Genomic DNA, 24,650 nt, shown 5'->3' with positions numbered 1-24,650 from the left:
GGGCCAACCATGGAGATCACCCTGCAGTACTTCGACGGCTGCCCGAACTGGGAAGTACTCGACCGCCGGCTTGCTGAGCTGCTCGACGGTCGATCAGATATCCGCGTCACACGACAGTTGGTCGAGACCGCCGAGGACGCCGAGCGCCTCGGATTCCACGGGTCACCGACCGTCCTCGTCGACGGCGTCGATCCCTTCGCCGACGAGCACACGCCGGTCGGGCTCGCCTGCCGGGTGTTCCGTACCCCTGCCGGGCTGGGAGGCTCTCCGACCGTCGAGCAACTGCGCGAAGCGATTTCCGGCCCGGCTCTGACGGGTGATGCTTGATCAGGGGTGGGTGGAGCGGAGAGCCGGGTAATCGGACCACTCGCCACCGGCGAGACGCGACCATGAGGCAGCGGATGCCGTCGTGATGCCGAGGAGATCCGAGACGATCCGGGGATGCAGTTGCCGGGTGAGCTCGATGAGCGCTGTCGTGCGGGCGCTCCCGGCAAGCAGGCCTTCGGCGCGAAGGCGACGGCTGAGCGGCCCCGGGGTGAGGTGACGGCCCGGGTTCCGGCCGGGGAACAACCACCCTTCAGGATGGCCCTTTGTGGCATCGACGAGCTCGACGATGGCGTCGCCGAGGATCGCGGGGACCTCGATCGGCTCGGCCCCGACGGTGAGCGTCACGGGCCGCGAGCTCGTGTCGACCTGTGCCCGGGTGATCGTGACGATGCGGGTCAGCTGGATCCCGTAGAGCAGCACGAGGAGACCCGCGGCCCGGGTCTTCGGGTCCATGTCGGCATCGGACAGGAACCTGCGGGCCATCTGCCATCGGTGATCAGAGGCGTAGTCTCGCCCCTCGAGGCGATGGGCTCGAAACTCGACCCGAAGGGTGCTCAGCCGGTGTTTTCGCAGCCAGCGAGTGAACGGTGCCAGCGCGTCGCGTTGGCTAGGCGAATCGGTCAGATACGCGTCGAGTAGGCGCTGCGGGAACGTCGCCAGTGTCTCCTGCTGCGCCCGGATCTCCCCGAGGAACGCGGCGCAGTACTTCAGTGCAGCCCTCTGCCTCTGGAAGCCGGAAGCAGGGCTGGACGCGCTGCGCAGTGTCCGAGTGGATCGGAGGAGCTCCCAGGTGCAGTAGCGGCGCAGGATCAGCCGGTCCTCGGGATGGTCGATGCCACCGAGCCAGTCGTTGAGCCAGTGGTCGAAGCGCGTGCCCTCGACGTCGAGCTCCGGCAGCACGCCGGAACGGACCAGCAGTGAGAGGAGGAACGCGACCGACTGTCCCGACCGGGCTCGGGTGATGATCGCCTCGGCGGTGAGCGGCAGGGTCCCGTCCGCGAGCTCGCGGAGCACCATCGCGCACTTGCTCTTGTGCAGCCAGCGTTCGAGCGACGCCGCTTTGCCATGGTGCGTGAGCAGATAGTCAGCAAGCGGGTGGAGATCCTCACGGATCTCTCCCGCATCGTCGGCGAGCAGCTGTTGGATCGCGACGGGCCGGCGGCACTCGACGCAGAGATGATGTTTGCGGATTTCCTCGATCGAGCCGCATCCAGGGCAGGCCATCGTGATCGGAGTGCCCGCGCAGTCGGCGCAGACCTTCTGGCCATTCATGAACCCGGTGAGGAACACTCTGCGCGCGCACTCGGGACAAGGTTGGGGTCTGCGCATCGCGTAGTAGCAGCGCGCGCATACTCGTCGTCCGTCGAGGTGCGAGGCGACGCGGCCAGGTTCTCCGCAAAGACCACAGGTCTTGATCGGTGCGGTGTAGCAGGCCAGGCAGACGAGTTCCGGGCGACGGACGATGATGGTCGCGTGCTGACCGCACCGCGAGCAGTCGCCGAACGATCGAGGGTCGGCTCGCCAACAGTCACGGCAGAAACGCTGTCCGTCGATGGTGCGCTGCACGGGCCGGACCCGGCCACAGGACGCGCAGGAGACGGACCGGGCCTTCCGCTCGCATCGGGAGCAGTGCCGACCACCGCCCGGCGTCTTGTGGGGCATTCTCACCGCGCGTCCGCAGGACTCACGCGTCGGCAACACCACCCGGCTCGCCCCTTCTTTGACCAGCGCATGGGCCAGATTCTGAACGGTCGCTGGCACGTTCGCATGCTGCCCCTCCAGGACTCCGGGCTGCTTGATCAGCGCGAGCTCAAGAAGCCGCTGCGTGAGGGGTACTGGCGCGACCGTATGCACGATCTCAGTGAGTCGCTCGGGAGAGATCTCGGGAACGAGAGGGCGGACGAGAGCGACGACTTCAGCGACTCGCGGCAGCTGCGGAGGCTTGGCCACCGCGGCTACTTCGTACGCGGCCGACGGATCGCCGCGCGAACAGGACGGAGATCACCGATCGCCCCCCGTGTCGCCTCCTCACCCACCGCCACCGGGGTCGAGGCCTCCCGGCGAGTGATCGTCACGAGATCGTCGAGCGAGCACTCCAGCGCATCGCACAACGCCGCCAACACGTCGAGACGCACCCGCTGGGGCGGCTGAGTCACCAGCCGATACACCTGCTCCCGGGACAGGTCGATGCCGCGCTCTTCGAGTAGGGGTTTCAGTTTGGAGGTCTGGAAGATCCCGCGCGACGCCATCACGCTGCGCAGATTCCAGCCGGTGTCGAGCTCAACGGTCATCAGCTTCTCCTTGGATGAGGGCCTTCAGCGCTTCGGCGAGCACACGGTTCTTGTAGTCCGAGCTGACGGAGGCGTAGATCGAGGTCGTCGAGGCATGCATATGCCCGACCTGCTCTTGGACGAATCGATCGGCGTACCCGAACTCCAGAAGGTGCGTGACATAGGAGTGCCGGAGGCTGTGCAACGTCAGGTCCTTCGACAGGCCGGCTTCATCACGCAACTCTGCGAACCTCCGATCGAGATACCCAGCAGACAGACGCGTGCGGCGCTCGGTCACCCAGAGCGCGTCGAGGTCGTCTCCGGGCGCGAAACGGGCCCGGGCCTGCTCGAGCCATTGCTGCATGCCGGGGACCCACCAGTCGAATTCCGGCACCAGCAGCACCGTGCGACGTCGTGGCGCGCCACCGCCCGCCGCCTTCGCCCATCGCACGTGGACCGCGCCGTAGCGGCCCCACTGGCGCATCTTCGCGTTGTGGTGCAAATCGACGGTATCGAGCATCACCGCCTCAGTGCGGCGCAGACCGAACGCGTAGACCGTCTTCAGCAACTGGGCATCCCGCAACGCGCCGAGCGCACCCTTTCGCCCGGAACTCACGAGCAGCTCGACGCGGGCGTCGGCCGTATCGAACAGGCGCTCGATCTCGTCGTACGTGAACGGGCGACGCTTCCCATCGCCTTCGAACTCGAACCGGTGCGCCACCGTGTTCCACGGCAGGCACACCTGCGAAGGGACCTCCCCAAACTCGCGATCGCAGATCTCCATCCAGTCGTACAACGGGTTCGTGAGGTAGTCACAGAACCCACGGATAGACCCATGGTTGGCGCGCATCGTCGACAACGTCCGAGTGCGACCGCCAGACTGAGCAGTGAACTCATCCACATCCGCGACAGTCCACCTCCAAGGCGGTTTGTCCACGAAATCACGGAACCGTGTCACCGTCGCCGTCCGGTTCCGGATCGTCTGCTCACGGAGCCCGCGCGACAGCTGCTGGTTCCGCCAACCATCGATCATCGCACTGAAAACCTGCGCTTCCGGGTTCGCCAGTGCGACGTTCGATGCTGACGTGATCAGCCGAAGCGCCGCTGGAGAAGCCTCAAAATCTTGCATTAGATGCAACAAAGTATGGGACAGTGCATCACTGTGTCAACCCAGATCTCCGCATCCGCGAGATCACGCTGTTATGGTCGGAACACTTCGACACCGAAGGAGCCGAATAGGTATCGATTGCAAGCACGGACAGTTGCATTCACTGCAACATGCGAGGGTTTGTCGTGCGCGGGGCGTGGGCGGTCAACATCCGCAAGTTCCTTCCCGGGCACCGCTCACTCGACGCTCTCACGGCGCAGGGCGCACTGACTCCCGATGCCGCGCGGGCCCTCGGTGAGGCGATGCGGACGGGCGCATCCGTGATCGTGTCGGGAGCGACCCATGCGGGCAAGACGACGATGCTCGGAGCGCTGCTCGCCGCCTGCGCGGCCGAACAGCGCATCATCACGGTGGAGGAGACGTTCGAGCTCGCGGTGGACGGCCCCGATGTGGTCGCGCTGCAGGGGCGTCAGCCGAGCCTCGAGGGGACCGGCGAGATCACGCTGAGGCGGTTGGTGAAGGAGGCCCTGCGGATGCGACCGGACCGGCTCGTGGTGGGGGAGGTGCGCGATGCGGAAGCACTCGACCTCGTGCTGGCGCTCAACACCGGAGTGCCCGGGGCCTGCACGGTCCACGCCAACTCCGCCGCGGAGGCGCTCGACAAGCTGTGCCTGCTGCCCCTCCTCGCCGGCCGGAACATCGACCGCGGCTTCGTCGCCCCGGCGATCGCGTCGTCCGTCGACCTCGTCGTGCACTGCACGCGCGATGCGGCGGGGCGCCGATACGTCGAGGAGATCGTCGCCCCGACGGGCGAGGTGATCGAGGGGCGGGTGCTCAGCACGCCGGTCTTCGGAGCCGGGCGCCCCCGCGGCCGATCGGGCCCGGTCGGCTCGGAGCTTCTCGCATGACGATCCTCCTCGGTGCGACGCTCGCGGCTGGCGTGCTCCTGATCCTGTCACCGTGGCTGTGGCCGGCGGGAGAACGCTCCGCTACTGCTCCGCATCGCGGTCGTCTGGCTCGTCTCGCGGGCGAGGCGGGGTTCCCGGCGGTGCAGACCCGCTCTCTCCTGATCGGCATCGCCGGTGCCGCGCTCGGCGCCGCCTCCCTCGCCTGGCTCGTCACGGGGAGCGCCGCGCTCGCGATCCTCGCCGGGCTGGCCGGAGGCACGGCGCCGATCGCCTACCTGCGTGGCCGCCGTCTGCGGCTGCGGCGTCTGCGGCGCCAGCTCTGGCCCGACGTCTGCGACCTGCTGATCGCCGCGATCCGGGTCGGTCTGTCGCTCCCCGACGCGGTGGCCACCCTCGCGGAATCGGCTCCACCGCCGCTCCGCCCCGCGTTCGACGTGTTCGCCCGAGACCTGCGGAGCAGCGGACGGTTCGACGCCAGTCTCGACCGGCTGAAAGCCGTCCTCGCTGATCCTCTCGGGGACCGGATCATCGAGACCCTGCGGATGGCGCGGCAGGTCGGCGGGACCGAGCTCATCGGCGTGCTGCGGGCGCTCTCCTCGTCGGTCCGTGCCGACGCGGCGCTCCGCGGCGAGGTCGAGGCGCGGCAGTCGTGGATCCGCGGGGCGGCCGTCCTCGGAGCCGTGGCGCCGTGGGTCATCCTCACCCTCCTGATCCTGCGCCCGGAGGGGGCCAAGGCCTATGGCACGCCGGAAGGGATCGCCGTGATCGTCGTGGGCGCGGTCGTGTCCGTCGTCGCGTTCCGCCTCATGATCCGGATCGGTCGGCTGCCCGAGCCGCGTCGGTGGTTCGGGTGAGCGGGCTCTCTGCGCTCGCCGCGGCCGTGCTGCTCGGCGGGGGATTCGCCGCGGGTGTCCTCTCGCTTCTGGCGGGCCTCCCGCGGTGGCGGGCGGCGTCGCTCGCGTCGCGGATCGCGCCGTACGTGCGGGACGTCGTCGACGACGAGGTGTTGCCGCGCGATGCCTTCCCCAGACCAGGCACCCTGCCCGCCGGAGGGTTCCGCCTCGGTGCGCGCGGGGCGCGGGCGCTCGACCGTCTGCTCGGCGGGACGGATGCTCTCCGACGGCGGCTCGCGCAGGCGGGGTCGACACTCGATCCCGTCGCCTTCCGCGGTCGTCAGCTCGCGGTGATCGTGAGCGGAATCGTCGCCGGGGCGCTCGCCGTCATCGTTCTCGTCGTGATGGGTCGGTGGTCGCTTCCGGTCGGGTCGATCCCGCTCCTCGCGGGAGCGGCGGCCGGTGTGGCGTACGACCTGCGACTGTCGGCGCGGGTGCGTGCGCGGAAGGTGCGTCTGACCGAGGAGCTGCCGACGACGCTGGAGTTCCTGGCGCTCTGCCTCTCGGCGGGGGAGGGGTTCCTCGATGCCGTGAAGCGCGTGGCCGGTGTGGGATCCGGGGAGCTCACCGTGGAGCTGCGTCGCGTGGTGCTGGAGGTCGGGACAGGGTCGCCGCTCGCCGACGCGCTGAGCGCCATGGCGGCTCGGCTGGAGCTGCCGGGACTGACCCGGGCCGTGGACCAAATCGTCGCCGCGCTCGAGCATGGAGCTCCGCTCGCCACCGTCCTCCGCGCGCAGGCCGACGACACGCGGGAGGAGGCCAAGCGCACGCTCATCGAACAGGCCGGACGGAAGGAGATCTTCATGCTCTTGCCGTTGGTGTTCCTCATCCTGCCGTTGTCCGTCGTGTTCGCAATCTACCCTGGTCTGTTCATCCTGCGCCTCGGCATCGGGTGAGTGGTCGGCCGAAGGTGTCCCGGGGGCTTACCTTTTGACTATGGGAAGTCTCGAGTACAACAGCTCTCGTCCGCCGATCGACGTCGAGGACACCCTGCTGGCGCATCTGAAGATCGTGATCTCCACGAAGCTGCGGCGTCAGGAGAGCTTCATGATGACGTGGCCCTCGGGGACGAAGAGCCCCGGCCGGCTCTCCGCGTGGATGCACCCGGCCATCCCGCTGGTGCTCGAGTTCGACGCCGACCCGGTCCCCGCGATCGACCCGGCCCGGGTCAGCCACATGATGGAGCGCCTGAACGCGCGCGGCGAGCTCCTCATCGACGAGTTCACCTCCTGACGCTGCCGAGGCTTCCCGCGGCGCTCAGACGTCCCAGTCCGGCAATCCGCCGAGGTCGGCGGCGAGGGTTCCGTCGCCGGACGCCCTGACCTGGAAGAGGAACACCCGCGAAGTCGGGTGGACGAGGACGCTCGCGAGGCCGTCCGATGTGGCGAACGAGACGAACGTGGGTTCGACGCGCGCGGCGGCTTCGATCCGCTCCCGGAGGGCGACGACATCGGTGCCGCGAGGCAGAGGATAGGTGAGCCCGTCGATCTCGACCCGCGCCTGCATCTCATCGTCAGGTCCGGGGCGCATGCGTGACAGGCTATCCCTCGTCGTGGTGTCCGGACCCGGGGTTGTGCGATTCGCGCGACGGGGGTACAGAACCCCGCCGCTTCGCCCTCCGGGCACCGATGACGATGACGATGACGGAGACGAGGACCACCACGCCGACGACGATCGCGATCAGCACCGGAATCGACGGCAGCAGGGGATTGGGTTCCATGAAGCTGGAGCCTATTGCGCTCCCGCGGCTTCCGGTAGACGATCATGAAGGCCGCCCCTGTGGATAACGTCCGCGCCGCGGTGGGTCTCCGATGCACACTGGCGGCATGATCTCTCGTTCGCGCTCGATGCTCCGTGCCCTCCACGACGACGAACGGGGAGATGTGCCCGGCTGGGTGCTCGTGACCCTGATGACCGCGGGCCTCGTCGTGCTCATCTGGGCGGTCGCCGGACCCGCGCTCACCTCCCTCTTCGAGCAGGCCATCCAGCGGGTATCGGGGCTCTGACATGCGTGCGCCTGCGGGGGTGACCGACGACCGCGGATCGAACCCGGTGGAGTTCCTCCTCGTCGGCACCCTGCTCACCGCGCTCACCCTCGCGGTGCTGCAACTGGCGTTCGCGATCTACGTGCGCAACGTCGTCCATGACGCCGCCGTGGAGGGGGCGTACTACGCGGCTCTCGCGGACACGACGGCCGCGGAGGGGGAGGAGCGGGCGCGCGAGGTCATCCGTCGCGCGGTCGGCCCCTCCTATGCCGACGACATCACGGTGACCTCGGCGCGGCGAGCGGGACAGGAGACCGTCGAGGTCCGGATCCGGACGACGCTCCCGGTGTTCGGCCTGGTCGGCGTCCCTGCGGCCTTGCAGGTAGAGGCCCATGCACCGGCGGAGTCGTTCGATGCGCGATGACGCGGGGTCGAGCTCGCTGGAGTTCATCGCCGTCGGGGTGATCATGCTCGTGCCGCTGCTGTACCTCGTGATCGCCGTGGGCTCGGTGCAGGAGCAGTCGCTGGGCGTCGAGGCTGCGGCCCGCCAGGCCGCACGAGCCATCGCCTCGGCACCCGACATCGCGGCGGCGGCCGACCGCGGGGAGGAGGTACTGGACGGGATCGTCGCGGAGTACGGCATCGATAGCGGAGCGGTCGACGTCTCCGTGTCGTGCCGTCCCCGGACCTCGGCCTGTCCGGCGGCGGGAGCGACGGTGGTCGTCACGGTCTCGACGCGCGTACCGCTGCCGCTCGTGCCGGGCGTGCTCGGACTCGACCAGGCGACCGCCGTCCCCGTCGAAGCGGTGTCGGTGCAGAAGGTGTCGCGGCGATGGGGCGGGGGATGAGGGGACGCGTACCGGCCCTGAAGCAGCACGGTGAGGGCGACGACGACGGGAGCGTGCTGCTGCTCGTGCTCGGCTACCTCATCCTCGCGCTCGCGGTGCTGTTCGTGTGCATCTGCGCCACCGACCTCTACATCGCCCAGAAGCGGCTGGACGGGCTCGCGGATGCGGCGGCGCTCGCCGGAGCGGACGGCTTCACGCTGCAGGTGGAGAGGGAGGTGCCGCGCGCGACGCTCACCGACGCGGGGGTGGCCGAGCAGGCGGTGCCGCTCGTCCGCGGAGCGGGGTTCGAGGCGACCGTCGTCGACGCGTCCACCCCGGATGGCGTGAGCGCGCGCGTCACCGTCGCGGCGACCTGGCACCCGCCGCTGCTCTCGCCGTTCGTGCCGGACGGGGTGCCCCTGCAGGCGACGGCGACGAGCCGGACGGCACTGCGCTGAGCGACCGGGTACTCAGTCGTCGGCCGGGTCCGGCGTGCGCGGCGGCGTGCGGGGCACGAACCGGGGGATCCAGCGGAGGAACCCGGCGGCGCCGACGAGTCCGATCAGGCCCATGGCCCCCGCCGCGAACGACAGGGACGCGACCGCGGTGATGCCCGAGACGAGGAGCGGGGCGACCGCGCCGCCGGCATCGGTGAGGGTGCGCCACGACCCGAGGAACGCGGCCGGGTCGTGCTTCGGGGCGACGTCCGCGCCGAGAGTGAGGAGGATGCCGCTCGACAGTCCGTTGCCGACGCCGAGGACCGCGGCGAACATGCCGAACCAGAGCACGGCGGAGTCGAGGTCGTGCGTGACCGACAGGGCGAGGAACCCGGCGCCCATCAGCACCATCGCGGGCATCGCCGCCCAGAGCCGGCCGAAGCGGTCCATCACCTGGCCGCTGGCGTAGAACAGGGCGAAGTCGATGGCTCCGGACACGCCGACGACGAGGGCGATGGTCGACGCGTCGAGACCCAGCGAGAGCCCCCACAGCGGCAGGACGACCTGCCGTGCCGACCGCACCGCGGACAGCGAGGCCGCGGCGAGTCCGAGCCGACCGAGCACTCCGCGCTGCCGCCACATGGTCTGGAAGATCCCGGCCCGCTCGACGGTGGGGATCGACCCGGTCACGGCCTCTCCGCTGTCCTCCGCGAACCGGATCGTCGTCCGCAGCGGTGCGACCGTCTTCTCCGGATCCGGTCCGAAGAGCACGAGCACGACCATGACCACGAGGCAGGCGAGGAAGAACCAGATCGCCGCGGCCTCGGTGCCGAAGAGCTGCAGGAGACCCGCGGAGACGAACGGGCCGATGAAGATCCCCAGACGGAAGCTGCCGCCGAGCAGGGAGAGCGAGCGGGCACGGAACGCCAGCGGCACCCGCGTGGTCATGAACGCGTGCCGAGCGAGCCCGAACGCCGCGGCGCACAGGCCCAGGAGGAACACGGACGCCGCGAGGACCCCGAGCGACGGCGCGAACACCATGCCGACGGCGGCGAGGATGGCGATGACGCCTGCGATCACCATCGTGAAGCGCTCGCCGATGCGCCCCACGGCCCAGCCGGCCGGGAGATTGCCGCACAGCTGACCGACCACGAGCGCTGAGGCGACGAGGGCGGCAAAGGCGACGTCGGCCCCCATGGACGCGGCGATGACCGGGATGAGCGGGATGACCGCACCTTCGCCGAGGGAGAAGAGGACGGTCGGCAGGTACACCATCGGCCCGAACTGGCGGAGGACCGTGGATGCACTGCTCACGCCCTTCACGCTACTCCGGTCGGCGCGGACGACCGGACACCACCGTCCCCGCGCGCGCGGGCGGCACGTTAGGCTGAGGTGTCATGCTCGAACTAGATCTCTCCGCCGAAATCCAGGCGCTCAGGCACACCTTCGGCGACATCAGCGAGGTCGTCGATGTCAACCGTCTCCGCGAGGACATCGCGCGTCTCAGCGAGGAGGCCGGCGCGCCCGACCTCTGGGACGACACCGAGAACGCCCAGAAGGTCACCAGCGCGCTGAGCCACCGTCAGTCGGAGCTCGCCCGCATCACCGGCATCGCCCAGCGCCTCGACGACCTCGAGGTGCTCGTCGATCTGGCGAACGAGATGGGTGACGAGGAGTCGGCGATCGAGGCCCGCAAGGAGCTGCAGACGCTCACCGACCTCATCAACCAGCTCGAGGTGCAGACGCTGCTCGACGGCGAGTACGACGAGCGCAGCGCCATCGTCACCATCCGCTCCGGCGCCGGCGGCGACGACGCCACCGACTTCGCCGAGATGCTCATGCGCATGTACCTGCGCTGGGCGGAGCGTCACAAGTACCCCGTGAAGGTCATGGACACCTCGTACGCGGAGGGCGCGGGCATCAAGTCGGCGACCTTCGAGATCGACGCGCCCTACGCCTTCGGCACGATCTCGGTCGAGGCCGGTACGCACCGCCTCGCCCGCATCAGCCCGTTCGGCTCCGCGGACAAGCGCCAGACGTCGTTCGCCGCCGTCGAGGTCATCCCGCTCATGGAGGAGGCGACCGAGGTCGACATCCCCGAGAGCGACATCCGGGTCGACGTCTTCCGCTCTTCCGGCCCCGGCGGCCAGTCCGTCAACACGACCGACTCCGCCGTGCGCATCACGCACCTCCCGACCGGCATCGTCGTGTCGATGCAGAACGAGAAGTCGCAGATCCAGAACCGCGCCGCGGCCATGCGCGTGCTGCAGAACCGCCTCCTCCTGCTGCAGAAGGAGCAGGAGGCCGCCAAGAAGAAGGAACTCGCGGGCAACATCACCGCGAGCTGGGGCGATCAGATGCGCTCCTACTTCCTCTACGGACAGCAGCTCGTGAAAGACCTCCGTACGGGCCAGGAGTCCGGCAACCCCGCCGCCGTGTTCGACGGCGACCTCGACGACTTCATCTCGGCGGGCATCCGCTGGCGCAAGCGCAAAGACGAGGACTGACCCCTACGACGAAGGCCCCGGGAGCTCCCGGGGCCTTCGTCGTGCGGTGCGGACGGGTCAGCGAGCCGACGCCTCGACGGTCACGCGCGCGACCTCCTGCAGCATCTCGTCCGTGATGACGACCACGTAGGACGGGCTCTCGGCGACGTCGAACGAGACGGTGCCCTCCGCCGTGGAACCGGCGTCCTGCTCGCTGGACTCCAGCGTCGCCTCGCCGAAGATGTCGTAGTCGCCCTCGGCGCCGTCTGCGGTCTCGACGGAGAAGTAGAGCGGGTTGACGTAGGTCGTCCCGTCGAGCGTCTCCCAGGCGACATCGATCACCAGGTAGCCGCCGTTCGCGGGCTCGAAATCCGTGCCGTTGGTCGGGCCGAACGTGGCGGAACGGATGGTGACCTCGGCCGTGCCCTCGAGCTGCGGCACGGTGACCGGCTCTCCCAGCGTGCCCTCGGCGACCTCACCCGTACCCGCGTCGCCGGTGCCGTCGGTCTCCGGCGCCGGGCTCTGAGTCGTGCCCTCGTCGTAGTCGGGAAGCGTGACCGGACGCACGGTGTTCGCGACGGCCAGCACGAAGAAGATGCTCACGACGATCGCGACGATGCCGCCGAGCACCGACACCCCGAGCCCCGTGATCCCCGGCCACTTGGTGCCCTTCAGGAGAAGGGAGATGAGCGAGACGATGAATCCGGCCGCCAGGAGGAACCAGGCGAACGGCAGCGTCACGGGGATGAACGCGAGGAGGAGGCCGAGCGCGGCGAGCCCGAGGCCGACGAGTCCGAGCACCGAGACCTTCTTCGGCGCCGCGGGAGCCGGCGCCTGACCGGGGTACGCGCCCTGACCGGGGTACGCGCCCTGACCGGGGTACGCGCCCTGACCGGGGTACGCGCCCTGGCCGGGATACGCCCCCTGCCCCGGATACGTTCCCTGAGCGCCCGGTGCCTGGCCCGGGTATCCGCCGGCGCCCTGCGCACCCGGGTACGCGCCCGGTGCCGGGTAGCCGCCCTGGCCCTGGTACGCGTCCTGACCGGCACCGGCCGGCGGGACGATCGGCGCCGCGCCGGGGAGGTCGTGCGCGCCGCTGGTCGGTGCGGTCCAGTCCTGTGCCGGCTCAGGCGCGACGATGAACTCGGTCGCGGGCTCGTCCGGAGCGATCTCGCGCTCAGCGGCGACGGGCTCCGGAGCGACGGTCTCCGCCGACGCCGTCGGCTCCTGTCCGAGGGGAGCGCCATCGTCGGTCGCCGCGGCGGGGCTCTCCGCCGGGGTGCCCTCCGCGCCCGCGTCTTCGGTCGCCGTCGCGGTGGTGTCCTCGGTCGCCGTCGCGGTGGTGTCGCCTGTCGCCGTCGTCTCCGGCGCGAAGTGCTCGGTCCACTGCTGGCCGTCCCACCAGCGCAGGCGCCCGGAGCCGTCGTCGTACCAACCAGCAGGTGTCGTCATGGGGATCCCCTCCGTGTGTGCGCTCGCGTGGGGCACGCGAATCGACACTCCATGTATAGCAGCGGGCGACGACGCCGGTGGGGCCGGGGGGCGGAGGAATCGCAGGGCGGCGTGCTGCGCGGCGGGGTGTCGTGCCGAGCCGGAGGCGGTGGCGCGCTTAGGCTCGATTCGCCATGATTCGGTTCGAGAACGTCACGAAACGCTACCGCGGGACGTCGAAGCCCGCCCTGTCCGGTGTCGACTTCGAGGTGCAGCGCGGGGAGTTCGTCTTCCTCGTCGGTGCCTCCGGGTCCGGCAAGTCCTCCTGTCTGCGCCTCATCCTCCGCGAGGACGTGCCGACGAGCGGTCGGGTGGCCGTCCTCGGCCGCGACCTGCGGGCGCTCGCGAACCGGAAGGTGCCGTACTTCCGTCGGCACATCGGCTCGGTGTTCCAGGACTTCCGGCTGCTGCCGTCCAAGACGGTCTATCAGAACGTCGCCTTCACGCTGCAGGTCACCGGCTCGTCCCGCGGCTTCATCCAGCAGGCCGTTCCCGAGGCGCTCGCTCTCGTCGGACTCGACGGCAAGGAGAAGCGCATGCCGCACGAGCTCTCCGGCGGGGAGCAGCAGCGCGTCGCGATCGCCAGGGCGCTCGTCAACCGTCCGCAGGTGCTGCTGGCCGACGAGCCCACCGGAAACCTCGACCCCGCGACCTCCGTCGACATCATGCAGCTGCTCGCCCGGATCAACGCGGGCGGCACGACGGTGCTCATGGCCACGCACGAGGCCGGCTTCGTCGACCAGATGCGCCGCCGCGTGATCGAGCTCCGCGACGGCGAGATGGTCCGCGACGAGGTGCACGGCGGATACGGCGACACCTCGAACATCCCGCGCCTGGTGCCGGAGGAGGTCCGCGGTGCCGCGGCCGCCGCCGCCCTCACCGCCGTGCAGGAGGTGCAGCGCCAGACCGCCGACCTCTCCGTGGTGCGCGCCGCACTGGCCGAGGAGCTGGACGCCCAGCGCCGGGCCGCGGCCGCGTCTCCCGCGGTCACCAAGCCCGCCGCCGACCCGGCCCCGCAGGTGGTCGAGCCGCCGGAGCCCGCACGGGAGCCCGGCGTGGTCGAACCGCCGGACGTGGTGCATCCCCCGGCCGCGCCGCCGTCCGCCGCCGCGCGCCCCGCCCCCGGGGCGCCGGGGACGCGTCCGATCGTGATCCCGGAGGTGGACGTCGCCGAGCTCGGCGTGGCGGACCGCCTCGGCCTGTCGGACCAGGACGACGAGGAAGTGGGCCCGACCTCATGAGAATCGGCCTGATCCTGACCGAGGCCCTCGTCGGCCTGCGGCGCAACATCTCGATGGTGATCTCCGTCGTGCTCGTCACGTTCGTGTCGCTGACGTTCGTCGGTGCCGCGATCCTCATGCAGTCCCAGATCGGCGTCATGCGCGGGTACTGGTCCGAGCGCGCCCAGGTGGCCGTCTACATGTGCTCCGCGGTGTCGGAGTCGGACACCTGCGTGGACGGCGCGGCGAGCGAGGAGCAGGTGGCCGCCGTGCGCGCCCAGCTCGAGGGCGACGCGCTGTCGCCGCTCATCAGCTCCATGACCTTCGACACGAAGGAGGAGACGTACGCCAAGCTCGTCGAGCAGGTGGGGGAGGAGCAGGCCAGCGTGCTCTCGCCCGACCAGGCGTTCGAGGTCTTCTTCGTGACCATGAAGGACCCGGGCCAGTCGCAGGTGCTCGCCGAGGCGTTCAGCGACCAGGCCGGAGTGGAACAGGTGCAGGACCAGCTCCAATACCTCGAACCGCTGTTCTCCGCGCTGACGGTGGCCACCTACATCGCCGTCGGCATCGCCGTGCTCATGCTCATCGCCGCGACGCTGCTGATCGGCACGACGATCCGGTTGTCGGCCTACGCGCGGCGCAAGGAGATCGGCATCATGCGCCTCGTGGGCGCGTCGAACCGTTTCATCCAGACCCCGTTCGTGCTGGAGGGCGTGTTCGCCGCGCTGCTGGGATCCGCCCTGGCCAGTGCCGCCGTCGTCGCGGGCATGCACTTCGGCGTGAACGGCTACCTGCGCGGCCGCGTGCCCTTCATCACCACCTGGGTGACCATGCAGGATGCGGCGCTCGTCGTCCCGGTCCTCGTCGGGATCGGCGTGGTCCTCGCGGCCCTGTCGGCGGGCTTCGCGATCCGACGGTGGCTGCGCACCTGATACCCTGAAAGGCTGCTCGGCCGATCCGCTGCCGAGCCGTCCACGGCACCACAGCACAGGAGATCATCATGCCCAGGGAACGCGGGGAGAAGGTCATCGCGACCAATCGTCGCGCGCGTCACGACTACAACATCGAGAAGTCGTACGAGGCGGGGATGGTGCTCACCGGCACCGAGGTGAAGTCGCTCCGTCAGGGGCGCGCGAACCTCAGCGACGGGTACGCGTTCGTGAAGGGCAACGAGGTCTTCCTCGACGCCGTGCACATCCCGGAGTACTCGCAGGGGCACTGGACGAACCACTCGGCCAAGCGCATCCGCAAGCTCCTCCTGCACCGGGAGGAGATCGCGAAGCTCGCCCACGCCGTCTCCGCGGGCGGATACACGCTCATCCCGCTCAAGCTGTATTTCTCCGACGGTCGCGCCAAGGTCGAGATCGCGCTCGCGAAGGGCAAGCGCGAGTACGACAAGCGTCAGACCCTCCGCGAACGCCAGGACACCCGTGAGGCCGAGCGGGCGATGCGGCTGCGCAACCGGGTGGGCGAGTAGCCGCCCGCGCTCAGAGGCTCGGCGTGAAGCCGAACACCCGGCCGAGGAACGCGAGTTCGCGTACCAGCGCGTCGACGATGGTCTCGGCGCTGCGGAACCCGTGACCCTCGCCCGGGTACAGCACGTACTCGTGGTCGATGCCGTTCGCCGCCAGCGCGTCGCGGATGGCCTCCGACTGGGACGGCGGTACGACGCGGTCCTCCCCGCCCTGCAGCAGCAGCACCGGCACGTCGATGCGGTCGGCGTGGGTCAGAGGCGAGCGCTCGATGTACACGTCCTCGGCGGCGGGGAGCGGACCGACGAGGCCGTCGAGGTACGACGCCTCGAAGTCGTGGGTCTCGGCGGCGAGCATACGCAGATCCGCGACGCCGTAGCGGCTGATGCCCGCGGCGAACGTGCCACCCCGCACGAGCGCCGAGAGCACCGTCCAGCCGCCCGCCGAGCCGCCGCGGATGGCGATGCGCGCGGGATCGGCGAGCCCGGCGTCGGCGAGCCCGCGGGCGGCCGCGATCACGTCGTCCACGTCCACGACGCCCCACTCTCCCTGCAGGCGGTCGCGGTACGCCCGACCGTAACCGGTGGACCCGCCGTAGTTCACGTCGAGGACCCCGATTCCCCGGCTCGTGAAGAAGGCGATCGAGGCGGAGGCCGCTCCCGTGACATGGGCGGTGGGCCCGCCGTGCACGAGCACGATGTAGGGCGGGAGCTCGCCGTCGGCGCCGCGGGGCTCTCCGGGCGCGGCGGGCGGATAGACGAAGGCGTGCACGGGGCCGTGCGCCCCCTCGACGACGAGCTGCTGGGCCGCCGGCATCCAGTCCTCGTCGACCGGAGCGCCGCCGGTGACGGTCTCGACGGCCCCGCTGTCGACGTCGACGCACCAGATGCCGGAGGTCACGCGCGAGCCGTCTCCGCTGAGCAGCACGCGGGAGCCGGAGACGTCGTCCACACTGAGATGCCCGTCGCCCGGGACCGCGATCGCGCGCGTCTCGCCGTCCGGGGACACGAGCTGCACCTCGTCGCGCCCGTCGGTGCGGACGGCCACGAGGCGGCCGTCCGCCAGCGGCTGGAACCAGCGGTTGCCGAGCACCCACAGGCCGTAGCCGGTGTCCGCGTCGGACGAGGTGAGCGGGCGCGGGGCACCGGGCTGGAGGCCGTCGAGCGCGAGGTGCTGAAGCTGCCAGCGTCCCGAGCCGTCGTCGGCGAACACGAGCGTGTCGTCGCCGATCCATTCCGGCTGCAGGGCGGCGGAGGTGGGGACCCGGGTGATCGTCCCGCCGGCCGCCGTTCCGATCGCGAGCGCGGCGCTCTCCCAGGGCATGCCGTCCGCCTGCCATTCGACCCAGGCGACGCGGCTGCCGTCGGGCGAGAGCGCGGGATGGGCGAAGAAGCCGGGACCCTCGACCATCACCCGGATCGCGGAGGCGTCCTCGGCGGCCGAACCGTCCACGGGGATCTCCACGATCGCGCGGCGGTGCGGGTCGGTCGAGAGGTCTTCCCGCACGGCCAGCAGTCGGCCGCTCTGCACGCGCAGCCCGCCGTACGCGGGGCCGGCGGCGGTGAGGGGGCTCGGCTCGGCACCCCGATCCATCCGGTGCACGCGCTGGTCGTTGCCGGAGACGAAGTACAGGGTGTCGCCGTCGACGGTCCAGGCACCGCCCCCGTACTCGTGCACGCGGGAGCGGGCGTTCCAGGGTGCCGGGAGGATCTCCGCGCCCGTCGAGCTGCGCACCGTGACGCGTCCGCCCTCGGCCGGGACCGACTCGGCCCACCACACCTCGTCACCCACGAAGCGGGCCCCGTCGATGCGCGGCGCCGCTCCTGCGACGGCTTTCGCGGTGAAGGGGGAGGGCCAGGAGCCGAACGGTGAGGACATGCCTCGAGCCTACGGGCGGTGACACACGACGTCACACTCGTGCGGCGGTCCGAGGGCGTGTTCTAGGTTTCTGGAAACGCCCGGTTCATCCCGGGCGTGGAGCGACAGCCGAGCCCGGCACCCGCCCGCGAACGACGTGCTCTTCGTCGTGCGCGGACCCCGGCCCCTGTCCCCTGGAGAGAAGATGTCTTCCACGTTCGACGCCTCCCGCGCCTCCCGCGTGCCGTTCTCCTTCGAGCTCTACCCGCCGCGCTCGGAGTCGAGCCAGGAGGCCCTGCACGAGACCGTCCGTCGTCTCGCCGCGGCCGGCCCGGAGTTCCTGTCGGTGACCTACGGCGCCGGCGGCTCCACCGGCGGCCGCTCGCTCGATGTGCTGCGCTTCATCCGGGAGCACACCGACGTCGAACCCCTCGCTCATCTCACCTGCGTCGGCAACACCTACGCCGGAGCCACCGCGCTCATCCGGGAGTTCCTCGACGCCGGGATCCTCCGCTTCCTCGCCCTGCGCGGAGACCCGCCCGCGGGACAGAGCGAGCCCTTCCTGGGCGACCTGGAGAGCGCCGCCCAGCTCGTGCAGCTCATTGATCGCGTCCAGGCCGAGCGCGCGCCGTACCAGGAGTCTCCGGTCCCCGGTCTCCCCGGAGCCGCGCTCGTGGCCCCGCGGCAGAAGGTCGACATCGCGGTCGCCGCGTTCCCGAAGGGGCACCCCCGGGCCACGCACCGCACGCAGGATGTCGAGGCGCTGCTCGCCAAGCAGGCCGCGGGGGCGACCTTCGCCATCACGCAGCTCTTCTTCCACCCCGATGACTACCTCGCCTTCGTGGAGCGCGCCCGCGCCGGAGGCGTCACCATCCCGATCCTCCCCGGCATCATGCCGATCACATCGCCGGCCCGGCTCGCCCGGGTGCTGGAGCTGACCGGGGAGGACCTGCCCAGCGAGCTCGCGATCGCCCTCGATGTCGAGCCGACCGCCGAAGGGCGCCGGGAGATCGGGATCTCCTGGGCCGCGCGCCTCGCCGCCGACGTCGTCGCCGGCGGGGCCCCCGGCGTGCATCTCTACGCCTTCAACCAGCACGAGACCGTCTTGACCGTCCTCGCCGAAGCCGGCATCGTCCCGGCGCTCCGGCACTAGTCCCCGCCGAAAGGAAACACCATGACCGCATTCCCCGAGGGCACCATCCTCGGCTACCCCCGCATCGGCCGTCGCCGCGAGCTCAAGAAGGCCGTCGAGGCGTTCTGGGCCGGCCGCATCGACGAGCAGGAGCTGGAGCGGACGGCCGCGGACCTGCGCGCGGCGACCCGCGAGCGCCTGGCGGGGCTCGGCCTCGGCCGCACGGACTCGTCCATCCCGGAGTCCTTCTCCTTCTACGACCAGGTCCTCGACGCCGCCGTCACGGTCGGCGCGATCCCTGCTCGCTTCGACGACCTGCGCGAGGCCGACGGGTCGATCGGCCTCTCCGCCCTGTTCACCGTCGCCCGGGGCGAGGGCGAGCGGGCGCCGCTGGAGATGACGAAGTGGTTCGACTCGAACTACCACTACCTCGTGCCGGAGATCGGTCCGGAGACGGTGTTCTCCCTCGCCAGCGACCGCCTGGTGCGCGAGGTCGCCGAGGCCGTCGCCGCCGGCTTCGTCACGCGTCCCGTGGTCGTCGGACCGGTCACGCTGCTGGCGCTCGCGAAGGCGTCGGACGACGCGCCGGAGGGCTTCGAGCCGCTCTCGCGGCTGGAGGATGTGCTGCCCGTCTACGTCGACCTGCTCGCCCGTTTGCGCGCCGCGGGCGCCGAGTGGGTACAGCTCGACGAGCCCGCCCTCGTGAGCGAGTCCCTGCCGGCGACGACCGCACAGCTCGCCTCCGCCGCGGAGCGCGCGCTCGCGGTGCTCGGGAACGCCGAAGAGCGTCCCTCGATCCTCGTCGCGGCCCCGTACGCGAGCCTCGGCGCGACGTTCGCGACCGTGGCCGCCGCCCCCGTCGAGGCCATCGCCGTGGATCTCGTGCGCGGCACCGTGCCCGACGCGGTGCCGGGCCTCGAGGGCAAGACCCTCGTCGGCGGTGTGATCGACGGTCACAACATCTGGCGTGGCGACCTGTCCGCGGCGTTCGATTCTCTGGAGGCGCTCCGTGCGCTCGGGGCCCCGGTGTCGGCATCGACCTCGACCTCGCTGCTGCACGTGCCGCACGACGTGGAGGACGAGACGGCGCTGGACGCGCGCCTCGTCTCCTGGCTCGCCTTCGCGGATCAGAAGGGGCAGCAGGTCGTGACCCTCGCCCGCGGCCTGTCCGAAGGGCGCACGGCGATCGGGGCCGAGCTGGACGCCGCGACCGCTGCACTGCAGGACCGCCTGACCGCTCCCGGTGTGCGCGACGGTGCGGTGCGTTCCCGTGCGCTGAGCGACGCCGACTTCGCCCGTGCCCCGTACCAGGAGCGGGAGGAGGCGCAGAACGCCCTCGGCCTGCCAGCGCTGCCCCTGACGACGATCGGCTCCTTCCCGCAGACCGGCGACATCCGCCGCGCCCGCGCCCAGTTCCTCCGCGGCGAGATCCCCGAGGACGACTACGAGGAGTTCCTGCGCCGTGAGGTCGCGGCGGTCGTCTCCCTGCAGGAGGACCTCGGTCTCGACGTCCTCGTGCACGGTGAGCCGGAGCGCAACGACATGGTGCAGTACTTCGCGGAGAACCTCGACGGCTTCGCGGTCACGCAGCACGGCTGGGTGCAGTCGTACGGCTCGCGAGCCACGCGCCCGTCGATCCTCTGGGGAGACGTCTCGCGTCCCGCGCCCATCACGGTCGGCTGGTCGGCGTACGCGCAGTCGCTCACGGCGAAGCACATGAAGGGGATGCTCACGGGCCCCGTCACGATCCTCGCGTGGTCCTTCGTCCGCGACGACCAGCCGCTGGGGGAGACGGCGAACCAGGTGGCGCTCGCGCTCCGCGATGAGATCGCCGACCTGGAGGCCGCGGGCATCCAGGTGATCCAGGTCGACGAGCCGGCGCTCCGGGAGCTGCTCCCGCTGAAGCAGGCCGACCAGCCGGCGTACCTCGACTGGTCCGTCGCCTCGTTCCGTCTGGCCACGGGCGGCGCTGCGGCGGCGACCCAGGTGCACACCCACCTCTGTTACTCGGAGTTCGGCGTCGTGATCGACGCGATCCGTGCGCTCGACGCGGACGTCACGTCCATCGAGGCGGCCCGGAGTCGCATGGAGGTCGTCGCGGACATCGCCGAGGTGGGCTTCGACCACGGCATCGGCCCCGGCGTGTACGACATCCACTCGCCGCGCGTGCCCACCGTGGAGGAGGTCGAGTCCCTGCTGCGGCGTGCGGTGGAGGAGATCCCCCTCCGTCAGCTCTGGGTGAACCCGGACTGCGGTCTGAAGACCCGCGGATACGCCGAGACCACGGCGTCGCTGCGGAACATCGTCGAGGCCACGCGGCGCGTGCGCGAGGACGTGGTGGTCACCGCCTGACGCGGTCGTCCCCGGACACACGAAGGCCCTCCCGGTGCGCCCGGGAGGGCCTTCGTTGTTGTCTCACCGACGATGCGGGGACTCAGACGGCGCGCATGACCGCGACGACCTTGCCGAGCACGACCGCCTCGTCGCCCAGGATCGGCTCGAAGGCAGAGTTGCGGGGGAGCAGCCACGTGTGACCGTCGCGACGACGGAGCACCTTGACGGTGGCCTCGCCGTCGAGCATGGCAGCCACGATCTCGCCGTTCTCCGCCGTGTTCTGCGAGCGCACGACGACCCAGTCGCCGTCGCAGATGGCGGCGTCGATCATCGACTCCCCGGAGACCTTGAGCATGAACAGGTCGCCCTTGCCGACGAGCTGCCGGGGGAGCGGGAAGATCTCCTCGACCTGCTGATCCGCCGTGATCGGCACGCCCGCGGCGATACGCCCCACCAGTGGGACCAGTGCGGCATCGCCCACGGGGGTCGCCACGTCCGCCGGGTTCTCCGCGCCCGTGCCGGGCAGGTCGATCAGGACCTCCATGGCACGCGTCTTGCCCGGGTCGCGCCGCAGGTAGCCGCTGAGCTCGAGCTGACCGAGCTGGTGGGTGACGCTGGACAGCGACTTGAGCCCGACGGCGTCGCCGATCTCGCGCATGCTCGGCGGATAGCCGTTCTGCGCGATCGAGGCCTGGATGACCTCGAGGATCGCCATCTGCTTCGGGCTGAGGCTCTTGCGACGGCGGGTGCGCGGCGCCTCGGACTCGAGGGCTGAGGTGTCGCTCATGGTGCTCCTTCACTGCGTGATCCGACGTGCCGCTTCGAATGTCGGTGGCCCGTGGTGGGGTGTCCTTATCGAAACCGTATCCGAGAAAAGCGCCGATCTGGAAGATCTGTTCGAGCGTGTCGGCTGATTCGCGGGGCATGGTTTCGAAGACAGCTTGACAGATGTTCGAACTCGAAGATATCTTCGGAACGTAGCTTCGCATCCACGGCTCCCGGCCGAGGCGCGGATGCGAAAGCTACGCCAACCTCCCCGGGCTCCGGCGCCGGGACAGTAAGGAGCAGACATGAGCAGCATCAGCCTCAGCACCGCGACCGCCCTCCCGGCATCGGCCCGTCCGGCCACCCGGCTGCGGATCACGGCACGCGGCCGTCGCACTCTGCTCGCGCTCGCGTCGGTCCCGCTCGCGGCGGGCATCGCCTTCGCCGCGCTCAGCGGGGGCAGCGCGACCGCCTCCGGCGCGGACGCGCCGGCCGTCTCCGTCGAGACCGTCACGGTCATGCCCGGCGACACCCTCTGGTCGATCGCGAGCAGCATCGCTCCCGAGGCCGACCCGCGGGATGTCATCGGTGAGATCACCCGCATGAACCTGCTGCGCGGCGGGGAGCTCCAGGTCGGCCAGGAGCTCGCACTGCCGGCGCGGTACACCGACTGACGCCGAGTCCTCCCGGCCGAATCGTCACGATGACCTCGGCTCTCCCTGCTCCTCTTAAGATGGGAAGGGTGACCTTCTCCCTCAACGATCTCCCGCTCCGCGACGATCTGCGCGGACTCACCCCATACGGAGCGCCGCAGGCCCCGCTGCCGGTGGCGCTGAACGTCAACGAGAACACGCATCCGGTTCCCGACGAGGTCGCGAGCGACATCCTCGATGACATCGCCGTGGCGATCCGAGACGTGAACCGGTACCCGGACCGCGAGTTCACGACGCTGCGGGAGGCGTTCGCCGACTACCTGGGTCACGGCCTCACGCCGGAGCAGATCTGGGCGGGCAACGGGTCCAACGAGGTGCTGCAGCACATCTTCCAGGCGTTCGGCGGGCCGGGACGCACGGCCTTCGGATTCGCGCCCACGTACTCCATGTACCCGCTCATCGCGAAGGGGACGGGCGCGTCCTGGATCGCGGGCACCCGTCAGCCCGACTACACGGTCACCCCGGAGGAGGCGGCGCAGCAGGTGCGCGCGGCCGACCCCGACATCGTGATCCTCTGCTCGCCGAACAACCCGACCGGCACCCCGCTGGGGCTCGACGTCGTGGAGGCCGTCTACGAGGCGGCCCGCGGCGTCGTGATCGTCGACGAGGCCTACCAGGAGTTCGCGCCACGGGATGCGGCGTCGGCCCTCACCCTCCTGGAAGGACGGCCGCGCCTTGCCGTCTCCCGAACGATGAGCAAGGCCTTCGCCTTCGCCGGCGCCCGCGTCGGCTACCTCGCGGCCGACCCGGCGTTCATCGACGCGCTCCGGCTCGTGCGACTGCCGTACCACCTGAGCGCTCTGACGCAGGCCGCCGCGGTCGCCGCCCTCCGCAACGCCGACGTCATGCTCGGCATGGTGCAGGAGATCGTGGAGCAGCGGGACCGCATCACGGCGACGCTCGAAGCCCTCGGGTACACCCCGCACCTCTCGTGGTCCAACTTCGTGCTGTTCGGCGGCGTCGCGGATCCGCAGGCGACGTGGCAGCAGCTGTACGACCGCGGTGTGCTCGTCCGCGACGTCGGCATCCCCGGCCACCTGCGGGTGAGCGCCGGCACGGAGGCGGAGACGACGGCGTTCCTGGACGCCCTGGCCTCGATAGGATCGGCATCATGACCATCCCCGCGCCCACCGCACGCACCGCGAGCCGCGTGCGCAGCACGTCGGAGTCCACCGTCGAGGTCGAGCTGAACCTCGACGGCACCGGTGCGAGCCGCATCGACACCTCGGTGCCGTTCTTCGACCACATGCTCACGGCGTTCGCCAAGCACTCGCTGACGGATCTCACCGTGCGGGCCTCCGGGGACACCCACATCGACGCGCACCACACCGTGGAGGACGTCTCGATCGTGCTCGGCCAGGCGGTCCTGGCCGCCCTCGGAGACAAGTCCGGCATCTCCCGGTACGGCGACGCCCTCGTCCCCCTGGACGAGGCGCTCGCGCAGGCGGTCGTCGACATCTCCGGCCGCCCGTACCTCGTGCACGAGGGGGAGCCCGCGGGCTTCGAGCACCACCTGATCGGCGGGCACTTCACGGGATCCCTCGTGCGGCACGTCTTCGAGGCCATCACCTTCAACGCCGCGCTGACCGTGCACGTGCGGGTGCTGAGCGGGCGCGACCCGCACCACATCGCCGAGGCCGAGTTCAAGGCGTTCGCGCGGGCGTTCCGCCAGGCGAAGGCCCTGGATCCTCTCGTCGACGGCATCCCGTCGACCAAGGGGGCGCTGTGAGCGCCGCGCCGCGGGTCGCCGTCTTCGACTACGAGTCCGGCAACGTCCACTCCGCCGTGAAGGCGCTCGTCGCCGCGGGAGCCGATGCCGTGCTGACCCGCGACCGCGCCGAGGCGCTGGAGGCCGACGGGTTCGTCGTGCCCGGTGTCGGCGCCTTCCAGGCTGTGCGGGACGCCCTGCACGCCCACGGCGGCGACGAGATCATCGGCCGTCGTCTCGCGGGGGGCCGACCGGTGCTCGGCATCTGCGTCGGCATGCAGGTGCTGTTCGAGCACGGCGTCGAGCGGGGGCACGACACCGCGGGCCTCGGCGAGTGGCCGGGTGCTGTGACGGAGCTCGACGCGCCGGTCCTGCCGCACATGGGCTGGAACACGGTCGAGCCGGGGGAGGACACCGTCCTGTTCCGCGGCATCGAGCAGGAGCGCTTCTACTTCGTGCACTCCTATGCCGCGCAGTCCTGGGAGCTCGACGTGATCCCGCCGTTCCCGCAGCCCGTGCTCACGTGGGCGACCTACGGCGGCCCCTTCCTCGCGGCCGTCGAGAACGGCCCGCTCTCGGCGACGCAGTTCCACCCGGAGAAGTCCGGGGACGCCGGCATCCAGCTGCTCCGGAACTGGGTGCAGAGCCTCTGACCCCCAGCTGCGTCGGCGCCCGGCGTCACGCGGTTTGTCCCGCGCCCCGCGGCGGACTACCCTC

General features: G+C 70.6%; 28 protein-coding genes and 1 pseudogene. 20 read left to right on the top strand and 9 right to left on the bottom strand.

Annotated elements, in window-relative coordinates; genetic code table 11:
- Nucleotides 1-9 precede the first annotated feature (9 nt).
- Nucleotides 10-327: a hypothetical protein gene (locus AB0300_RS00310; protein ID WP_058631820.1), complete on the top strand. Its 318-nt coding sequence runs from the start codon at nt 10-12 to the stop codon at nt 325-327.
- Here AB0300_RS00310 and AB0300_RS00305 read toward each other — a convergent pair whose 3' ends face one another.
- The 3 genes from AB0300_RS00305 to AB0300_RS00295 all read right to left on the bottom strand — a co-directional run bounded on the left by AB0300_RS00305 (nt 328) and on the right by AB0300_RS00295 (nt 3,726).
- The gene (locus AB0300_RS00305; RefSeq protein ID WP_366215255.1) at nt 328-2,181 is read right to left on the bottom strand and encodes a hypothetical protein; all 1,854 of its coding nucleotides are present in this window, start codon (nt 2,179-2,181) and stop codon (nt 328-330) included.
- Between the two features lie 101 nt (nt 2,182-2,282).
- Entirely contained in the window at nt 2,283-2,618 is a 336-nt protein-coding gene (locus AB0300_RS00300; protein WP_058631822.1) for a helix-turn-helix transcriptional regulator, read from the bottom strand.
- Nucleotides 2,608-3,726, bottom strand: a complete 1,119-nt coding sequence (locus AB0300_RS00295) for a tyrosine-type recombinase/integrase (RefSeq protein WP_231868266.1) — start codon at nt 3,724-3,726, stop codon at nt 2,608-2,610. Before AB0300_RS00295 ends, AB0300_RS00300 begins: the two co-directional genes overlap by 11 nt.
- Nucleotides 3,727-3,902: 176 nt before the next feature.
- Between AB0300_RS00295 and AB0300_RS00290 the strand changes: the two are divergent.
- The 4 genes and pseudogenes from AB0300_RS00290 to AB0300_RS00275 form a co-directional block, all read left to right on the top strand.
- Nucleotides 3,903-4,613 (top strand): annotated as a pseudogene (locus tag AB0300_RS00290) (ATPase, T2SS/T4P/T4SS family); the annotation flags it as partial.
- On the top strand, nt 4,610-5,467 hold the full coding sequence (locus tag AB0300_RS00285) for a type II secretion system F family protein (RefSeq protein ID WP_085603500.1): 858 nt from the start codon (nt 4,610-4,612) through the stop codon (nt 5,465-5,467). The pseudogene AB0300_RS00290 and the gene AB0300_RS00285, both read left to right, overlap by 4 nt.
- A complete protein-coding gene (locus AB0300_RS00280) occupies nt 5,464-6,402 on the top strand; it encodes a type II secretion system F family protein (RefSeq protein ID WP_366215254.1) in 939 nt (312 codons plus the stop codon). The genes AB0300_RS00285 and AB0300_RS00280 overlap by 4 nt, the downstream gene beginning before the upstream one ends.
- 40 nt (nt 6,403-6,442) lie before the next feature.
- Nucleotides 6,443-6,739 (top strand): hypothetical protein, encoded by a 297-nt coding sequence (locus AB0300_RS00275; RefSeq protein ID WP_085603505.1) that lies wholly within the window; start codon nt 6,443-6,445, stop codon nt 6,737-6,739.
- 24 nt (nt 6,740-6,763) lie between these two features.
- Here the strand turns inward: AB0300_RS00275 and AB0300_RS00270 are convergent, their stop codons facing one another.
- Nucleotides 6,764-7,036 (bottom strand): hypothetical protein, encoded by a 273-nt coding sequence (locus AB0300_RS00270; protein ID WP_366215253.1) that lies wholly within the window; start codon nt 7,034-7,036, stop codon nt 6,764-6,766.
- A gap of 10 nt (nt 7,037-7,046) precedes the next feature.
- Complete coding sequence (locus tag AB0300_RS00265) at nt 7,047-7,226, bottom strand: hypothetical protein (protein WP_085603511.1); 180 nt, start codon at nt 7,224-7,226, stop codon at nt 7,047-7,049.
- A 106-nt stretch (nt 7,227-7,332) separates the two neighbouring features.
- On the opposite strand from AB0300_RS00265, the gene AB0300_RS00260 reads away from it, so the two are divergent.
- From AB0300_RS00260 to AB0300_RS00245, 4 genes are read left to right on the top strand one after another with little or no spacing between them, the layout of a single operon-like run.
- On the top strand, nt 7,333-7,512 hold the full coding sequence (locus tag AB0300_RS00260) for a hypothetical protein (protein ID WP_366215252.1): 180 nt from the start codon (nt 7,333-7,335) through the stop codon (nt 7,510-7,512).
- 1 nt (nt 7,513) lies between these two features.
- Nucleotides 7,514-7,915, top strand: a complete 402-nt coding sequence (locus AB0300_RS00255) for a TadE/TadG family type IV pilus assembly protein (RefSeq protein WP_366215251.1) — start codon at nt 7,514-7,516, stop codon at nt 7,913-7,915.
- Nucleotides 7,905-8,339 carry a TadE family protein gene (locus AB0300_RS00250; protein ID WP_062764658.1) on the top strand — a complete coding sequence of 145 codons (435 nt, stop codon included), beginning with the start codon at nt 7,905-7,907 and terminating at the stop codon, nt 8,337-8,339. Before AB0300_RS00255 ends, AB0300_RS00250 begins: the two co-directional genes overlap by 11 nt.
- On the top strand, nt 8,336-8,776 hold the full coding sequence (locus AB0300_RS00245; protein WP_062766932.1) for a pilus assembly protein TadG-related protein: 441 nt from the start codon (nt 8,336-8,338) through the stop codon (nt 8,774-8,776). The genes AB0300_RS00250 and AB0300_RS00245 overlap by 4 nt, the downstream gene beginning before the upstream one ends.
- 12 nt (nt 8,777-8,788) lie before the next feature.
- On the opposite strand, the gene AB0300_RS00240 is transcribed toward AB0300_RS00245, so the two are convergent.
- Nucleotides 8,789-10,030, bottom strand: a complete 1,242-nt coding sequence (locus tag AB0300_RS00240; RefSeq protein ID WP_126893649.1) for an MFS transporter — start codon at nt 10,028-10,030, stop codon at nt 8,789-8,791.
- A 122-nt stretch (nt 10,031-10,152) separates the two neighbouring features.
- Here AB0300_RS00240 and prfB point away from each other — a divergent pair, with 122 nt between their 5' ends.
- Entirely contained in the window at nt 10,153-11,262 is a 1,110-nt protein-coding gene (prfB, locus tag AB0300_RS00235) for a peptide chain release factor 2 (protein ID WP_025105296.1), read from the top strand.
- Nucleotides 11,263-11,319: 57 nt separating this feature from the next.
- Here prfB and AB0300_RS00230 read toward each other — a convergent pair whose 3' ends face one another.
- Nucleotides 11,320-12,693: a DUF2510 domain-containing protein gene (locus tag AB0300_RS00230; RefSeq protein WP_366215250.1), complete on the bottom strand. Its 1,374-nt coding sequence runs from the start codon at nt 12,691-12,693 to the stop codon at nt 11,320-11,322.
- A 173-nt stretch (nt 12,694-12,866) separates the two neighbouring features.
- On the opposite strand from AB0300_RS00230, the gene ftsE reads away from it, so the two are divergent.
- The 3 genes from ftsE (at nt 12,867) to smpB (ending at nt 15,429) form a co-directional block, all read left to right on the top strand.
- Nucleotides 12,867-13,973: a cell division ATP-binding protein FtsE gene (gene ftsE, locus AB0300_RS00225; protein ID WP_025105295.1), complete on the top strand. Its 1,107-nt coding sequence runs from the start codon at nt 12,867-12,869 to the stop codon at nt 13,971-13,973.
- Nucleotides 13,970-14,884: a permease-like cell division protein FtsX gene (ftsX, locus tag AB0300_RS00220; RefSeq protein WP_025105294.1), complete on the top strand. Its 915-nt coding sequence runs from the start codon at nt 13,970-13,972 to the stop codon at nt 14,882-14,884. The genes ftsE and ftsX overlap by 4 nt, the downstream gene beginning before the upstream one ends.
- 68 nt (nt 14,885-14,952) lie before the next feature.
- On the top strand, nt 14,953-15,429 hold the full coding sequence (gene smpB / locus AB0300_RS00215) for an SsrA-binding protein SmpB (protein ID WP_050722832.1): 477 nt from the start codon (nt 14,953-14,955) through the stop codon (nt 15,427-15,429).
- A 10-nt stretch (nt 15,430-15,439) separates the two neighbouring features.
- Here smpB and AB0300_RS00210 read toward each other — a convergent pair whose 3' ends face one another.
- Nucleotides 15,440-17,302 (bottom strand): prolyl oligopeptidase family serine peptidase, encoded by a 1,863-nt coding sequence (locus AB0300_RS00210; protein ID WP_366215248.1) that lies wholly within the window; start codon nt 17,300-17,302, stop codon nt 15,440-15,442.
- A 184-nt stretch (nt 17,303-17,486) separates the two neighbouring features.
- Between AB0300_RS00210 and AB0300_RS00205 the strand changes: the two genes are divergently transcribed.
- Both AB0300_RS00205 and metE read left to right on the top strand, forming a co-directional pair.
- Nucleotides 17,487-18,434: a methylenetetrahydrofolate reductase gene (locus AB0300_RS00205; RefSeq protein ID WP_062764648.1), complete on the top strand. Its 948-nt coding sequence runs from the start codon at nt 17,487-17,489 to the stop codon at nt 18,432-18,434.
- A gap of 21 nt (nt 18,435-18,455) precedes the next feature.
- Nucleotides 18,456-20,765, top strand: a complete 2,310-nt coding sequence (gene metE / locus AB0300_RS00200) for a 5-methyltetrahydropteroyltriglutamate--homocysteine S-methyltransferase (RefSeq protein ID WP_366215247.1) — start codon at nt 18,456-18,458, stop codon at nt 20,763-20,765.
- An 82-nt stretch (nt 20,766-20,847) separates the two neighbouring features.
- Here metE and lexA read toward each other — a convergent pair whose 3' ends face one another.
- Nucleotides 20,848-21,534 (bottom strand): transcriptional repressor LexA, encoded by a 687-nt coding sequence (lexA, locus tag AB0300_RS00195; RefSeq protein ID WP_025105289.1) that lies wholly within the window; start codon nt 21,532-21,534, stop codon nt 20,848-20,850.
- Here lexA and AB0300_RS00190 point away from each other — a divergent pair.
- From AB0300_RS00190 to hisH, 5 genes are all read left to right on the top strand, one after another.
- Nucleotides 21,533-21,661 (top strand): hypothetical protein, encoded by a 129-nt coding sequence (locus AB0300_RS00190; protein ID WP_275886592.1) that lies wholly within the window; start codon nt 21,533-21,535, stop codon nt 21,659-21,661. The genes lexA and AB0300_RS00190 overlap by 2 nt on opposite strands.
- A 156-nt stretch (nt 21,662-21,817) precedes the next feature.
- Nucleotides 21,818-22,186, top strand: coding sequence for a LysM peptidoglycan-binding domain-containing protein (locus AB0300_RS00185; RefSeq protein WP_025105288.1), 369 nt, complete (start codon nt 21,818-21,820; stop codon nt 22,184-22,186).
- 68 nt (nt 22,187-22,254) lie between these two features.
- Entirely contained in the window at nt 22,255-23,340 is a 1,086-nt protein-coding gene (locus AB0300_RS00180; protein ID WP_062636652.1) for a histidinol-phosphate transaminase, read from the top strand.
- Nucleotides 23,337-23,954 carry an imidazoleglycerol-phosphate dehydratase HisB gene (hisB, locus tag AB0300_RS00175; RefSeq protein ID WP_062764642.1) on the top strand — a complete coding sequence of 206 codons (618 nt, stop codon included), beginning with the start codon at nt 23,337-23,339 and terminating at the stop codon, nt 23,952-23,954. The genes AB0300_RS00180 and hisB overlap by 4 nt, the downstream gene beginning before the upstream one ends.
- Nucleotides 23,951-24,586 carry an imidazole glycerol phosphate synthase subunit HisH gene (hisH, locus tag AB0300_RS00170; RefSeq protein ID WP_062764639.1) on the top strand — a complete coding sequence of 212 codons (636 nt, stop codon included), beginning with the start codon at nt 23,951-23,953 and terminating at the stop codon, nt 24,584-24,586. Before hisB ends, hisH begins: the two co-directional genes overlap by 4 nt.
- Nucleotides 24,587-24,650 lie beyond the last annotated feature (64 nt).

Source organism: Microbacterium sp. NPDC078814, from assembly GCF_040702645.1.
GTDB lineage: Bacteria > Actinomycetota > Actinomycetes > Actinomycetales > Microbacteriaceae > Microbacterium.
This window is presented reverse-complemented; position numbering and strand designations above follow the sequence as displayed.

Bases quoted from the DNA above. Each gene is read 5' to 3' on its own strand.
- ftsE (WP_025105295.1), top strand. From the start codon at position 12,867: ATGATTCGGTTCGAGAACGTCACGAAACGCTACCGCGGGACGTCGAAG.
- AB0300_RS00250 (WP_062764658.1), top strand. From the start codon at position 7,905: ATGCGCGATGACGCGGGGTCGAGCTCGCTGGAGTTCATCGCCGTCGGG.
- ftsX (WP_025105294.1), top strand. From the start codon at position 13,970: ATGAGAATCGGCCTGATCCTGACCGAGGCCCTCGTCGGCCTGCGGCGC.
- hisB (WP_062764642.1), top strand. From the start codon at position 23,337: ATGACCATCCCCGCGCCCACCGCACGCACCGCGAGCCGCGTGCGCAGC.
- AB0300_RS00275 (WP_085603505.1), top strand. From the start codon at position 6,443: ATGGGAAGTCTCGAGTACAACAGCTCTCGTCCGCCGATCGACGTCGAG.
- prfB (WP_025105296.1), top strand. From the start codon at position 10,153: ATGCTCGAACTAGATCTCTCCGCCGAAATCCAGGCGCTCAGGCACACC.
- AB0300_RS00270 (WP_366215253.1), bottom strand. From the start codon at position 7,036: ATGCGCCCCGGACCTGACGATGAGATGCAGGCGCGGGTCGAGATCGAC.
- lexA (WP_025105289.1), bottom strand. From the start codon at position 21,534: ATGAGCGACACCTCAGCCCTCGAGTCCGAGGCGCCGCGCACCCGCCGT.
- AB0300_RS00300 (WP_058631822.1), bottom strand. From the start codon at position 2,618: ATGACCGTTGAGCTCGACACCGGCTGGAATCTGCGCAGCGTGATGGCG.
- AB0300_RS00185 (WP_025105288.1), top strand. From the start codon at position 21,818: ATGAGCAGCATCAGCCTCAGCACCGCGACCGCCCTCCCGGCATCGGCC.
- AB0300_RS00265 (WP_085603511.1), bottom strand. From the start codon at position 7,226: ATGGAACCCAATCCCCTGCTGCCGTCGATTCCGGTGCTGATCGCGATC.
- AB0300_RS00240 (WP_126893649.1), bottom strand. From the start codon at position 10,030: ATGGTGTACCTGCCGACCGTCCTCTTCTCCCTCGGCGAAGGTGCGGTC.
- AB0300_RS00245 (WP_062766932.1), top strand. From the start codon at position 8,336: ATGAGGGGACGCGTACCGGCCCTGAAGCAGCACGGTGAGGGCGACGAC.
- AB0300_RS00295 (WP_231868266.1), bottom strand. From the start codon at position 3,726: ATGCAAGATTTTGAGGCTTCTCCAGCGGCGCTTCGGCTGATCACGTCA.
- AB0300_RS00285 (WP_085603500.1), top strand. From the start codon at position 4,610: ATGACGATCCTCCTCGGTGCGACGCTCGCGGCTGGCGTGCTCCTGATC.
- AB0300_RS00255 (WP_366215251.1), top strand. From the start codon at position 7,514: ATGCGTGCGCCTGCGGGGGTGACCGACGACCGCGGATCGAACCCGGTG.
- AB0300_RS00260 (WP_366215252.1), top strand. From the start codon at position 7,333: ATGATCTCTCGTTCGCGCTCGATGCTCCGTGCCCTCCACGACGACGAA.
- AB0300_RS00310 (WP_058631820.1), top strand. From the start codon at position 10: ATGGAGATCACCCTGCAGTACTTCGACGGCTGCCCGAACTGGGAAGTA.
- AB0300_RS00205 (WP_062764648.1), top strand. From the start codon at position 17,487: ATGTCTTCCACGTTCGACGCCTCCCGCGCCTCCCGCGTGCCGTTCTCC.
- AB0300_RS00230 (WP_366215250.1), bottom strand. From the start codon at position 12,693: ATGACGACACCTGCTGGTTGGTACGACGACGGCTCCGGGCGCCTGCGC.
- smpB (WP_050722832.1), top strand. From the start codon at position 14,953: ATGCCCAGGGAACGCGGGGAGAAGGTCATCGCGACCAATCGTCGCGCG.
- metE (WP_366215247.1), top strand. From the start codon at position 18,456: ATGACCGCATTCCCCGAGGGCACCATCCTCGGCTACCCCCGCATCGGC.
- AB0300_RS00190 (WP_275886592.1), top strand. From the start codon at position 21,533: ATGGTGCTCCTTCACTGCGTGATCCGACGTGCCGCTTCGAATGTCGGT.
- AB0300_RS00210 (WP_366215248.1), bottom strand. From the start codon at position 17,302: ATGTCCTCACCGTTCGGCTCCTGGCCCTCCCCCTTCACCGCGAAAGCC.